At 39.4% G+C, this 12,484-nt stretch carries 13 protein-coding genes; 4 read left to right on the forward strand and 9 right to left on the reverse strand.

Annotated elements, in window-relative coordinates; all coding sequences use genetic code 11:
• Window positions 1-18: 18 nt before the first annotated feature.
• From CYCPU_RS0110210 to CYCPU_RS0110235, 6 genes are all read right to left on the reverse strand, one after another.
• Complete coding sequence (locus CYCPU_RS0110210) at window positions 19-579, reverse strand: sugar transferase (protein WP_016390483.1); 561 nt, start codon at window positions 577-579, stop codon at window positions 19-21.
• Window positions 563-1,522, reverse strand: coding sequence for a UDP-glucose 4-epimerase family protein (locus CYCPU_RS0110215; protein ID WP_020162646.1), 960 nt, complete (start codon window positions 1,520-1,522; stop codon window positions 563-565). The genes CYCPU_RS0110210 and CYCPU_RS0110215 overlap by 17 nt, the downstream gene beginning before the upstream one ends.
• 3 nt (window positions 1,523-1,525) lie before the next feature.
• A complete protein-coding gene (locus CYCPU_RS0110220) occupies window positions 1,526-2,284 on the reverse strand; it encodes a glycosyltransferase family 2 protein (protein ID WP_033422368.1) in 759 nt (252 codons plus the stop codon).
• Window positions 2,285-2,352: 68 nt separating this feature from the next.
• Window positions 2,353-3,318, reverse strand: coding sequence for a GDP-L-fucose synthase (gene fcl, locus CYCPU_RS0110225; protein WP_020162647.1), 966 nt, complete (start codon window positions 3,316-3,318; stop codon window positions 2,353-2,355).
• A gap of 1 nt (window position 3,319) precedes the next feature.
• Window positions 3,320-4,441: a GDP-mannose 4,6-dehydratase gene (gene gmd, locus CYCPU_RS0110230; protein WP_020162648.1), complete on the reverse strand. Its 1,122-nt coding sequence runs from the start codon at window positions 4,439-4,441 to the stop codon at window positions 3,320-3,322.
• A gap of 111 nt (window positions 4,442-4,552) precedes the next feature.
• The gene (locus CYCPU_RS0110235; RefSeq protein WP_198003974.1) at window positions 4,553-5,437 is read right to left on the reverse strand and encodes a glycosyltransferase; all 885 of its coding nucleotides are present in this window, start codon (window positions 5,435-5,437) and stop codon (window positions 4,553-4,555) included.
• Between the two features lie 306 nt (window positions 5,438-5,743).
• Between CYCPU_RS0110235 and CYCPU_RS0110240 the strand changes: the two genes are divergently transcribed.
• The 4 genes from CYCPU_RS0110240 to CYCPU_RS11860 all read left to right on the forward strand — a co-directional run bounded on the left by CYCPU_RS0110240 (window position 5,744) and on the right by CYCPU_RS11860 (window position 10,733).
• Window positions 5,744-6,532: an ABC transporter permease gene (locus tag CYCPU_RS0110240; RefSeq protein WP_016390477.1), complete on the forward strand. Its 789-nt coding sequence runs from the start codon at window positions 5,744-5,746 to the stop codon at window positions 6,530-6,532.
• Between the two features lie 80 nt (window positions 6,533-6,612).
• Window positions 6,613-7,293: an ABC transporter ATP-binding protein gene (locus CYCPU_RS11775; protein WP_016390476.1), complete on the forward strand. Its 681-nt coding sequence runs from the start codon at window positions 6,613-6,615 to the stop codon at window positions 7,291-7,293.
• A gap of 4 nt (window positions 7,294-7,297) precedes the next feature.
• Window positions 7,298-8,122, forward strand: a complete 825-nt coding sequence (locus CYCPU_RS0110250; protein WP_016390475.1) for a sulfotransferase domain-containing protein — start codon at window positions 7,298-7,300, stop codon at window positions 8,120-8,122.
• Between the two features lie 13 nt (window positions 8,123-8,135).
• A complete protein-coding gene (locus CYCPU_RS11860) occupies window positions 8,136-10,733 on the forward strand; it encodes an FkbM family methyltransferase (protein WP_020162649.1) in 2,598 nt (865 codons plus the stop codon).
• 38 nt (window positions 10,734-10,771) lie between these two features.
• On the opposite strand, the gene CYCPU_RS0110260 is transcribed toward CYCPU_RS11860, so the two are convergent.
• Genes CYCPU_RS0110260 through cysC form a run of 3 tightly spaced genes read right to left on the reverse strand, consistent with a single transcriptional unit; the run spans window position 10,772 to window position 12,475 of the window.
• The gene (locus CYCPU_RS0110260; protein WP_016390473.1) at window positions 10,772-11,080 is read right to left on the reverse strand and encodes a (2Fe-2S) ferredoxin domain-containing protein; all 309 of its coding nucleotides are present in this window, start codon (window positions 11,078-11,080) and stop codon (window positions 10,772-10,774) included.
• A 13-nt stretch (window positions 11,081-11,093) separates the two neighbouring features.
• Window positions 11,094-11,879, reverse strand: a complete 786-nt coding sequence (gene cysQ, locus CYCPU_RS0110265) for a 3'(2'),5'-bisphosphate nucleotidase CysQ (RefSeq protein WP_015006789.1) — start codon at window positions 11,877-11,879, stop codon at window positions 11,094-11,096.
• A 2-nt stretch (window positions 11,880-11,881) separates the two neighbouring features.
• Window positions 11,882-12,475, reverse strand: a complete 594-nt coding sequence (gene cysC, locus CYCPU_RS0110270) for an adenylyl-sulfate kinase (protein WP_015006790.1) — start codon at window positions 12,473-12,475, stop codon at window positions 11,882-11,884.
• Between the last annotated feature and the right edge of the window lie 9 nt (window positions 12,476-12,484).

Here is a 12,484-nt window from a genome sequence, read left to right on the forward strand (position 1 = left end):
AATCACGTGCCCATTAAATTAATGGGAAACACCATCTCTTTTAAGCACCTTGAGAAACGTTAACCAAAGGATATAAATATCGAAGAAAAATGAGCGCCGATGCTTGTATTCAACATCTAGCTCTACTTTTTTGGATATAGGCAGCTCATCTCGACCATTAACCTGAGCCCAACCTGTTAAACCAGGCAACATTTCATGAACACCATTTTTAGTCCGTAGGGCAATCAAGTCACCCTGATTAAACAACGCTGGACGAGGCCCCACGAAGCTCATGTCTCCTTTTAAAATACACCATAGTTGCGGCAGCTCATCTAGGCTTGATTTGCGCAAAAAACCACCAATTGGCGTTAACAAACTTTTAGGATCCTTTAGCAAATGAGTGGCAACTGCGGGCGTATCTGTTTTCATGCTACGGAATTTAGGCATTTTAAAAACATCATTATTAATGCCTACTCTATCGGACCAATATAAAGCCCCCCCTTTTGACGTTAGTCTAACCAAAATAGTCACAACACAAATGGGAATAAAAAAAATAATAACAGCATTGATAGCCAAAATTAAATCAGCGAGCCTTTTCATTCAAGTACGCCTTCACTGTTTTCTTCAACTGTTCATCCATCGTAATAACTGGCTCCCAGCCAAGTAGTTTCCGAGATTTAGAACTATTCACCTGCAAAGAACCAAATAACCGATTTACCACATCTGTCTTACCCATCACCCTTGCCACAAACCTCATCCAAGTCACAGGAATAGGCAGTAAGAACGCCTTTTTGCCAAAGGCATTTGAGACCTTCTGTATTAGCTCAGTTGTTGACACATCTTCGCCATCTGAAATCAAAAAGATTTCATTTGCAGCTCTTGGGTGATCAATACAATGAATAATAAAATCAACCAAGTTTTCTAAAGCCACTAACGAGCGCTTATTATCAATAGCACCAAAAGGCAAAGGAACTGTGCTTTCAATCCATTTTAGCAGACTAGCAAAATTACCTTTGACGCCAGAACCATACACTAGTGTTGGCCTAATAATAACAACCTCCATATCTGTACTCTTTACTAAAGCCAACAAACCTTGTTCAGCTTCATATTTAGATAATCCGTATGGGTCAGTTGGAACAAATATATCATCAGGGCAGAAAGCCTCTTTTACCGTCAGCTCACCATTAACTTTTATAGAACTTATAAAAACAAATCGTCGAACTCCCACCTCAGCCGCTTGTTTCGCTAAATTTAATGTTGACGCCGTGTTTATCTGTCGAAATTCAGCTAAAGGGTCGGTAACCATCTCATTAATAATATGAGCACGCCCAGCACAATGAATAAGCACATCAACCTTATTTAATTCCTGACGCCAATCAGTTTGTGCCGAAGTATTACCAACCTCTACCACCTTGACACCTAACCCCAGAATACCGGAACTTTGACGAACCGCCGCCACGACAGAGTGTCCGCTTGAGAGCAACCTCTCCGTCACAGCCCGCCCAATAAACCCTGTAGCGCCAGTAACTAAAACCCTACTCATCAGCTAACCCCAAGGGTTAAATAACTGAAAAAACTTTATCGGCAAGCGAAGGAATACAAACCAGAAGTTTGAATACACACCATTTTCATTTAATGAACGGGCTATCTCTTTGGTTGAGACCCAATAGCTTTTAAAGCCTGACGTACTGGCACCTCCTAACCTCATTCTAACTAACGTCTTATCTAATTTTGTGTACTTAAACTTATGCTTCACTAGTACTCGAATAAACATATCAAAGTCAGCAGCAATTTTATACCCTACTTTATACAAACCAACTTCATTGTATACTGCCTTCTTAATAAATGTCGCGGGGTGGGCAGGCATAAACCCAAACCGCATCTTCCAAGGCGAAAAGTTAAAAGAAGAGTACTTTCGAACAGGCTTAATTAAATTACGTTCCGAAACAAAATCGACATTACCAGACAATAAAGCAATACCCTCATTTTGCTTAAATACATTCACTACTTTAGAAATAACATCTGGACTAGAGTAAAAGTCATCGGAATTCAGGACACCAATTATATCACCTGTTGCTAGCTCTATCCCTTTATTCATCGCATCGTAAATCCCCTTATCTGGCTCACTAATTACGTGATGAATTTGATCAGCAAATTGATTTACAATTTTGAGTGTCCCATCGTTGGACCCTCCATCAACAATAATATATTCAATGTCAGTGTAGGACTGAGATAGTACTGAATCAATAGATGACCGTATGACTAAGGAGGAATTATAGCAAACTGTAACAATCGAAACTTTCATCACTATAAAGCCGAACATGTTCTCTTGCCCAAGGGCTTATCGCTTACATTAAAGCAAATCAAGGTCGATTAACTTCGTAAAGATTCCGCTGCATTCACAAACCATTCATATGTCCTTTCTAGGCCGGCCTCTAAACTTGTGCCCGCGCTCCAGCCTAGCCGTTTTAATCGCGTCACCTCCATCAATTTACGAGGCGTACCGTCTGGCTTGCTACCATCAAATATCAACTTCCCTTCAAACCCTACAACCTTAGCCATTGTTTCTGCCAATTCACGAATGGTGCAATCAACCCCTGTACCAACATTAATGTGCGACAACATCGGCTCTGTATGAGCTTGATACATTGCATTATCTAGGTTCATCACAAAAACACTAGCTGCCGCCATATCATCAACATGTAAAAACTCACGCATTGGCTTGCCTGTACCCCAAACGGTTACTTCTTGGTCACCTGCTAATTTTGCTTCATGAAAACGGCGCATCATCGCAGGTATCACATGTGAATTTTCAGGGTGGAAGTTATCATTTTTACCATACAAATTAGTTGGCATCACCGAACGATAATCAACACCATATTGGCGATTATAAGATTCACACAACTTAATGCCTGCAATCTTAGCAATAGCATATGGCTCATTAGTAGACTCTAAGATCCCCGTCAATAACTCGGACTCTTGCATGGGCTGTTTTGCCAACTTAGGGTAAATACAAGATGAACCAAGAAATAGTAGCTTTTTTACACCCCCTACATAGGCCTGGTGAATAATGTTTGTCTCAATCATCAGGTTTTGATAAATAAATTCAGCCGGGTATTCATTATTCGCATATATCCCTCCCACTTTAGCAGCCGCCAAATACACTTGGTCAATCTTTTCTTGTTGAAAAAATGTAGTCACGTCTGCCTGCGACACCAAGTCCAACTCACGACGTGTCCGCGTAACCAGCTCAACGCCTTTTTCCTGCTGTAGTTGACGGACAATTGCTGAACCGACCATACCCTCATGACCTGCTATAAAAATTCGTTTTGCAGCCATCTTAATTCTCTACGGCTATCGCTACATCATGCCCGTGCGATCTCAATAAAGCATGACGTTTTGCAATATCAAGATCATGAGCCACCATTTCAGCGCACATTTGTTCAACCGTAATGTCTGGTACCCAGCCGAGTTTTTCTTTGGCTTTTGCTGGATTGCCCAACAAAGTTTCCACCTCAGTTGGACGGAAATAACGCGGGTCAACTTTGACAATCACATCTCCCACCTTAACACCAGGCAATGACTCATCTGATAGAAATCTAACTATCCCTACTTCATTTAAACCTTCCCCACTAAATTCTAATTCAATGCCCAGCTCAGTAGCTGAGAGTCGCACAAACTCACGCACAGAAATTTGCTTTCCCGTAGCAATTACAAAGTCTTCTGCAGTTTCCTGCTGCAACATCATCCATTGCATACGCACATAATCTTTTGCATGCCCCCAATCACGTAGCGCATCCATATTACCTAGGAACAAGCACTCCTCTAAGCCTTGAGAAATATTACTCAAGGCCCGAGTAATCTTACGAGTAACAAAAGTTTCACCACGACGAGGCGACTCATGATTAAACAAAATACCATTGCACGCATACAGACCATAAGCTTCACGGTAGTTAACTACAATCCAATAGGCGTACATCTTGGCCACAGCATAAGGTGATCGCGGGTAGAAAGGAGTCTTCTCCGTTTGAGGAACCTCTTGAACTTCCCCAAACAATTCTGATGTAGAGGCTTGATAAAAACGCGTTTTCTTTTCTAAACCTAATATACGAATCGCTTCCAATATCCGTAACGTGCCCATCGCATCAACATCTGCCGTATATTCTGGTGACTCAAAAGACACAGCCACATGACTCTGAGCCCCGAGATTATATACCTCATCAGGCTGAACTTGTTGCAAAATACGCGTAAGGTTGGACGTATCAGTTAAATCACCATAGTGCAAAAAAAACTTTGGATTATCAATGTGTTGATCTTGATAAATATGGTCAACTCGTTCAGTATTAAATGAAGATGAGCGGCGCTTAATACCATGAACTTCATACCCTTTATCTAATAACAACTCAGCCAGATAAGACCCATCTTGGCCCGTTACGCCTGTAATTAAAGCTCTCTTATTCATCTTTTTCCCATATTTTTATTTACACGCAATTATTAATAAATTTCTTTTCATACGCTATTTCTGCTCCTATATAATTTATAAAGAGACATCGAAACATTAAGTCTTAACCATTCAAATACTAGGCAGCCTATAAACACTTATATAGGCCACTGTGTTTACGATAAAGTAAATCGCTTTTGATAGCTCAAGTCCACCAAGTTTTCGTTTACCATGACGCTGTAGAATTCTGGCTATTTTAAACAAATATTGAGCTCGAAAAGACTTTTCTCCAAACTTAATTCTTTCGAAAGCCGCTAACTCAAAGACCCTACTCGACCTCACTGTTAGTGACTTATTATTATCATGCAACCTGTACCCAGCAACTATATTTGAGACCTCTAACCAAGAATGCTTCAAAAAAGCATTGTAAAAAAACACCACATCAAACACATAGTTAAACTCTTTGGGCCACACATTTTCATCGTAAACATGTCTTTTCCAAAAGGTTGCCGGTTGTATTACCGCGGTTCGGTAAGGCATCAAATCAAAACTATCTAAAGGGTGGTAACGATAATTTATACGTTTCATCCAATTCCCATCTATATCGATATAAGCCCCACCAAAGCTAATTATTTCGGTCGATCGATTTAGCTTAAAAGCATTAACCACCAAACCAAACACATCATCATCCAGATAGCAGTCATCTGCATTTAAAAAGCACAAGATGTCACCAGATGCAAACTGAAATGCTTTAGAAATAGCATCTGCTTGCCCAGCATCTTTTTTACTTATTAATCGAAATCTTTCGTCTTCACCGCAAAACCTCTCAATAATTTCCAACGATCCATCGACAGAACCGCCATCAGCAATTAATACCTCATAATTAGCGTAATATTGCCTTTTAATACTAGCAAGAGCCTCCTCTAAGAAACAAGCATAGTTATATGACGGCACTGCGATACTAATTTTTAACTCGTCATCCACTCTACATCCACTTTTTAATAAAAAGGCATTCACTCATTCATAAAAACACTTTTGCAATTCAATACAAACAAACCTTCCGGCAAAAGTATTGCGAATAACCAATCAAGTAATTCGCTTCCATTACTGACAGATAAAGCAGTAATACGTTATTATACGATAATTGAAAAAGACCAACAAAAAAGCTACTAAACCTTTGGCCCCACTAAAACCACGTCTTCATAAAAAACGTATCAAAAAAACTAGGCTCGACGTAAACAACATTAAAATTTGCAAAAAAGAAGACCTAAGCTTATTTAATTACTATCGCTTTTTAAATTATAAATCACGGATGTTAACCCATTGCTAACAACAGCCTATAACCATAAAAGCCTTATTTTTGAGTTATTAAAAAGGGACTTCAAATCACGTTACCTTGACTCAATTTTTGGGCTCGCTTGGGCGTTTATAACGCCCTTAATTATGCTTGCAATGTATAGTTTAGTTTTCGGCTTTGGGTTAAGAGGAGCCCGAAATGGCATGCCTATAGATAACGGAGAGTATGTTTTAATGCTCTTTTCCGGCCTAATCATTTATTTTGCAACATCTGAATGTATTACGAAATCTGTCCGAGTTATCTTAAAAAATCAAACACTCGTAAAAAAAGTCATCTTCCCTGTTGAAATTTTACCTGTCATTATTTGCATTTCATCATTACTTCATCTTTTTATTTCGCTGAACATTCTATTAATTGCTTACGCTGTACTAGTCGCCCCCCCTCCTATTCAGACTTTCTACATTCCCTTATTGATAGCTATTTGCTTTCCGATGCTCTTAAGCCTCTCCTGGTTAATTGCGGCCTTAGGGACGCTCTCAAGAGACATCGAACAAATAACAGGACTACTTGCCCGTGGAATATTATTTATCTCCCCTGTTCTATATCGATTCGAGAACCCTCCTTATATATTAGATGCATTAATAACCATCAACCCAATATCACTGATAGTAGAGCAAATGAGAACTATTGTTTTCAATCATTCAGCACCAGACTTTTCGGCTTTAGCTATTTATTTTGTTCTTTCATTAATATCCTCTTGTTTGGCATACTTGTTTTTTATGTCCATGAGGAAACACTTTGCTGATTTAATATGAACGACTTAACCTGCATCACCGTTTCCAACTTAAGCAAGTGTTACAACATATCCCACTCCCATTTATCTAAAATACTCTGTATGTTTTTTAGCTCCTATAAAAAAGGGATCAAAGAACTCTGGGCTGTCAAAGACGTGTCTTTCAGTGTTAGCAAAGGAGAGTCCATTGCTATTATTGGAAGAAATGGGGATGGGAAAAGCACTCTATTAGAATTACTAACTGGCACTAGAAAGCCAACTAGTGGCACCATTAAAATTGAAGGAAAAATTGCTGCCCTGCTTCAGCTAGGCAGTGGGTTTAATTTGGATTACACCGGCATCGAAAACATCTATTTCAATGGTCTCCTCTTTGGCTTAACCAGATCACAAATCAAAAATAAACTTGAAGAAATCATAGCCTTCTCTGGCATTGGTAATGCAGTTAACCAACCTATTAAGGAATACTCTAGCGGAATGAAAGCTCGCCTTGCTTTTTCAGTTCAAATCGCTCTAGAGCCAGATATTTTAATTATCGATGAAGCCTTAAGCGTTGGCGACTCCTTCTTTCAAGATAAATGCAAAGAGCATTTAAAGAAATTACAAAAAAATGGAACCACTATTCTCCTAGTTACGCACAACATGAGCTCCATTGACGGTTTTTGTGATCGCGCCATAGTCCTTAACAAAGGCACTTTAGTTTTTGATGGCTCGCCTAAACAAGCCATTGAATTTTATCGATCAAAAACCACAAAACCACAAAAAAACTCAAACCCATGGGAATGATAAAATGAGAGATATTGAAGAATTTTTAAACCAATTAACATTACCACCCTCTACATCTGAAGCCCCCAGCGTTTATGCCTTTTCCCTTCATAAATCTGGCAGCACCCTATTGTTTAATATGTTAAGTGATTTAGCGCCCCATGCTGGCCTTACATACTTTAGCATGCAAGACCAAATGTTTATTAATGGGATAATGCCAAACTCAGAAATCCCCAACTCAAAACTATTTTTTAAACCCAAAGGCTACCTGTATGGTGGGTTCCGTTTTTTTCCACAGGCATACAAATTAGAGAACTTAAATAACCATAAAAAAATATTACTAATAAGAAACCCAATGGACGCTTTAGTTTCCATGTATTTTTCAAGAAAAAAATCACACGCCATACCAAAAAAAGGCCTGCTTCGTGAGGTTTGGTTAAAAAGAAGAGAGAGCGCAGACGCCCAAGACATCGAAGCATTTGTGAAAGAAAAATATAAATCACATATTAAGCGAATCAAAAGCTACAAAGAAATCCTTTCCCAAGACAATTGCGTTATCTATAGGTACGAAGACATCATTTACGACAAACTATCATTCCTTAAAAACATCTGCCAACAGTATGGATGGGTTATTGAAGAAAAAATTCTCACAAAAATTGTTAATAAATATGATGTTTTCCCTGAAACTGAAAAAGAAGAAAGTCATGTAAGACAAGTTCACCCGGGGAATTATAAAAAAAAGCTGTCAGCTGAAACGCAACAATTTCTAGAGCTCGAGTTCCAAGATATATTGGAAGCCTTCGGGTATTCTGTTAGCCCAACATCTGCATTCAGTCGGCTTTCAGCTTAGCATCCTCTTAAATATGCCTCCAGACTTAAAGATCATTATTTGTGGCATGCCACGCTCCATGACGACGTGGATATTCAATGTCGCTGCAGAACTCTTAAGTGATAATGACGTGCAAACACTGTGGATAGCGCCAGATGACCAAGATGCTGAAGGTGCCTTCACAACCTCTAAAGGTATTTGTCTAGCAAAGTGCCATCATTACAGCAAAACACTTGCAGAACATGCTGATTTAACCATCTATTCTTTCAGGGACATTAGAGCAGTGGCAGTTAGTTGCTACAGAAAATTTGACTTACATTACTCTTCTGATGAAATTACTTCTTGGCTAGATGCACACAAGCAATGGACGAGCAGTGCCGACATATCAATACGCTATGAAATTGCGAACAGCAACAAAGAATCAACGTTAGTCGAGATAAAGGAGTTAATTAACAATATAAGTCCGCACCTACAACTGCATGAAGATGAACTTATGTTGCATAAAATTGATAAAAAATTTACATGCAAACAGACCTCAGAATCAAACTCTTATTCTCCCAAAGATATGGTACTCGGGCAACATAGAACGTTTCAGCCCGACCCCGCACACCTCAGCGGTATCGAAAAACAAATATATCAACAAACCCAAGAAGATTTTTCAACTTGGCTACAACAAAATGGATACATCACGATGGATGAATACGGTCAGGAAATAGAATACAATATAGCTAGGGAGTTTTTTTCTCAATTTAAGCAACCCTATGTCGTCGATATCGGTGTCGAACGCGGTAGTTTTATAGACTTAGCCATCAAATCGGGCGCTGGTAAAGTTGACGGTTTTGAACCTTTACCTCGACACCTTGATAACCTCCGCAAAAAATATGAAGCGTCTAATGTCGTTTCAATCAACCCCTACGCTGTTTCAAATGAAACAGGCTCCGCACAATTTCATGTGGCTACTGATAACGATGGAAATGAGCTGGACTACCATCACACATTGAGTGACCTGGGGGACTCTTCCACGGTAAATAGAAGCAACACAATAGTAGAAGTTAAAACATGTACGCTGAAAGATTTTTTTAGTGGCAAGCCCGAGCAAATTGACTTTCTAAAAATAGATACCGACGGTCATGATTTGAATGTTCTACACGGACTAGGTAGTTTACGACCAACCATTATCATGGCTGAGTATTGGAACGACTTACCCGAAACAAGTGGCGCGAATTCTTATACTTTAGAAGACTTAGTGATATGGGCAGAAAGCAATGGTTATCCAGAATCAGTTATTGTGCGTAGAAACGGCTCAATCGAAGTCATTGAAAGAAACATGCCCTGGTCCATAAGCGGTGACTGGGGAAATGTATTCTTTGTTCACCAACGTTTTGATTTCAACAACATAAAAACGTTTATTAATGAACAATCCAAAAAATCATATCAATCAATATGCTCCCATGTTAACCAGCTTATAGCAGGGTTAGAAGAAAAAGAAGCCGTAATACAAGAGCAGTTAAAAGAATTGCAAACAAAAGAAAGTGTTATTCAAGAACAAAAAACTGCATTGCTTGGAAAACAAGCCGTAATACAAGAGCAGTTAAAAGAATTGCAAACAAAAGAAAGTGTTATTCAAGAACAAAAAACTGTATTGCTTGAAAAACAAGCCGTCGCATATGAGCTATCCAAATCAATTTGTAGACAGCTAATACACCGCTGCAAGATTATACCAATCTACTTTAAGTTAAAATTTAACCGCCTCGCCCGTCCGCGTTTAGGTTGGTTGAGGCAATACTCTCCTAGGCCATTAAAAACTCCGCCTAACGATAAAGTAGTACTGACACATTCACCTAAACTCTCTATCGTTACACCATCATATGGACAAGCCAACTTTATAGAAAGAACCATAAACAGTGTATTAAACCAAGAGTACCCTAACCTTGAGTACTTCATACAAGACGGTGGCTCGACCGATGGTACTGTAGAGGTCCTTAAGAAAAATGGACACCTGTTAACAGGCTGGAAATCAGAACCTGATAACGGACAATCTCAAGCTATCAACCGTGGGTTCTTGAACACATCGGGGGAGATTATGGCTTGGCTGAATTCCGATGACTTATTATTACCAGGTGCAATAAACACCGTTATTGAATATTTCAACCAACACCCCCATATTGATGTAGTATATGGCAATCGATTGATGATTGATGATGATGACATGGAAATTGGCAGATGGATTTTACCTGACCACTGCGAAAAGACTTTAGCTTGGGCTGACTATATACCTCAAGAGACCTTATTTTGGAGGCGCTCCATTTGGGAAAAGGCAGGTGGCAAAATAGATGAGTCTTTCCAATTTGCTATGGACTGGGATTTATTGATGCGTTTTTACAATGTAGGCGCTACATTTGGCCATATTCCTCAATTTTTAGGCGCGTTCCGTGTTCACTCTCAACAAAAAACATCTGCCGAAATGGATAAAATAGGCATTGAGGAGATGAACATCATACGAACAAGAGAACTAGGTTATACACCAACAATAAAAAACATTAGGAAATCAATTTTTCCATTCATGCTTAGACACTTTATTGTTGATCTGAAATTTCGTATAAAACAGCGCTACAGCGCAGCAAGGTCATAAAAAACCTATTAGCTCATTACCTAAAAGAGCTTTAGACATTAAATAACAAGCCTTTGGACTGTCTTATTATTTTTTATGTGCTGCTCCAGTATTACATCAATATCTCCTTTGCTCTTAAATTGATACCAGGTTTCTTCGGGATAAATAACCAGCACAGGGCCTTGACCACAGCGATCTAAACACCCTGCATTATTAACCCTTACACCACCTGGTCCTGCAAGGCCTGCTTCTTTTACTTTCTTCTTTAAGTAATCACGCATTTCTTGTGCATTATGGTCTTGGCAAGATGCACGACCATCGCTTCGCTGGTTGGTACAAAAAAAGATATGCTGTTTATAGTAGGCCATATAAGTTTATTTGTTAGCTAATGGATGAAACAATAAAAAAAGGATTCAGTAAATTTTGTTTATTATATACAAGCGGTTTTGAGATCCCACCCTTATTAAACTCACATACCTTCATTCCAGCGCATAAAACAACCGCGTGTGCCGCAGCCGTGTCCCATTCCATTGTTGGCCCTAGTCTTGGATAAATGTCAGCTTCACCTTCTGCAACGAGACAAAGCTTCAAGGAACTACCAATGGATACTAGCTCTTTGACTTTTTCTGTTTTTATCTCATCAATGAATTGTTTTGTTTCATCAGACAGATGCGAACGACTAGCTACTACTTTATAGCTATCGCGCTGCTCAGCTCGTTTTAACGGTAGAGCCTGCCCGTCTTTAAAGGCCCCTTCGCCTTGCTTAGCCCAATACATTTGCCCCAGCGCTGGCGCATACACCACGCCTAAAACAGGCATGCCTTGATTTATTAAGGCAATATTGACGGTGAACTCACCATTTTTTTTGATAAATTCTTTAGTACCATCTACAGGGTCAACCATCCAGAAGTAGTCCCAATCCTTTCTATCCTGATAAGGAATATTTTTGCCTTCTTCTGACATCAAGGGGATTAGCCTATTATTCTTTTGATCCAGCTCTTTTAAGCCTTGTTCTATAATCTTATGCGCCGCCGTATCGGCCTCAGTCAGTGGCGATTGATCAGCCTTAAACTCAACCTCAAAATCTTTTTGATAAATATCCATAATGGCATCACCTGCTTTTTTTGCGAGTGCCACAATGTCTTCTATGTTTATATTATCTAACATTTTTAAATATATGCGTTCTTTTTAAGGTAAGCCACAACTTCCGTAGCCGCCTCTTCAATACTAATGCCGTCGTTAACAACATGCAGCTCAGGGTTTACCGGCACCTCATAAGGTGAGTCGATACCCGTAAAGTCTTTAATCTCTCCTGCACGCGCTTTTTTATATAACCCTTTAGGATCTCTCTGCTCACAAACCTCTAATGGTGCATCAATAAACACCTCCACAAACTGGCCTTGCATGGCCATATCTCGCACCATTTGACGGTCCTTAGCAAACGGGGAAATAAACGCAGTAACGACAACCAAGCCTGCATCACAAAACAAGTTAGCCACCTCACCTACGCGGCGGATATTTTCTATTCGATCTTCTTCACTAAAGCTAAGTCCTTTATTAAGCCCTTGCCTCACGTTATCGCCATCGAGCAAATAGGTGTGCTTCTTCATCGCAAACAGTTGATTTTCTACTGCATTAGCAACCGTTGATTTACCACTACCACTTAAGCCGGTAAACCATAAAATACAAGGTTTTTGTTTTTTTAAAATAGAGCGCTGCTTTTGACTAATATGATGCTCATGCCATACCGTGTTTGTACTCATTTATTTACC

It is taken from the genome of Cycloclasticus pugetii PS-1 (assembly GCF_000384415.1).
Taxonomy (GTDB): domain Bacteria; phylum Pseudomonadota; class Gammaproteobacteria; order Methylococcales; family Cycloclasticaceae; genus Cycloclasticus; species Cycloclasticus pugetii.

Coding starts and splice junctions, on each gene's coding strand:
- CYCPU_RS0110210 (WP_016390483.1), bottom strand. CDS start 579: ATGAAAAGGCTCGCTGATTTAATTTTGGCTATCAATGCTGTTATTATT.
- CYCPU_RS0110215 (WP_020162646.1), bottom strand. CDS start 1,522: ATGAGTAGGGTTTTAGTTACTGGCGCTACAGGGTTTATTGGGCGGGCT.
- CYCPU_RS0110220 (WP_033422368.1), bottom strand. CDS start 2,284: ATGAAAGTTTCGATTGTTACAGTTTGCTATAATTCCTCCTTAGTCATA.
- fcl (WP_020162647.1), bottom strand. CDS start 3,318: ATGGCTGCAAAACGAATTTTTATAGCAGGTCATGAGGGTATGGTCGGT.
- gmd (WP_020162648.1), bottom strand. CDS start 4,441: ATGAATAAGAGAGCTTTAATTACAGGCGTAACGGGCCAAGATGGGTCT.
- CYCPU_RS11775 (WP_016390476.1), top strand. CDS start 6,613: ATGTTTTTTAGCTCCTATAAAAAAGGGATCAAAGAACTCTGGGCTGTC.
- CYCPU_RS0110250 (WP_016390475.1), top strand. CDS start 7,298: ATGAGAGATATTGAAGAATTTTTAAACCAATTAACATTACCACCCTCT.
- CYCPU_RS11860 (WP_020162649.1), top strand. CDS start 8,136: ATGCCTCCAGACTTAAAGATCATTATTTGTGGCATGCCACGCTCCATG.
- CYCPU_RS0110260 (WP_016390473.1), bottom strand. CDS start 11,080: ATGGCCTACTATAAACAGCATATCTTTTTTTGTACCAACCAGCGAAGC.
- cysQ (WP_015006789.1), bottom strand. CDS start 11,879: ATGTTAGATAATATAAACATAGAAGACATTGTGGCACTCGCAAAAAAA.
- cysC (WP_015006790.1), bottom strand. CDS start 12,475: ATGAGTACAAACACGGTATGGCATGAGCATCATATTAGTCAAAAGCAG.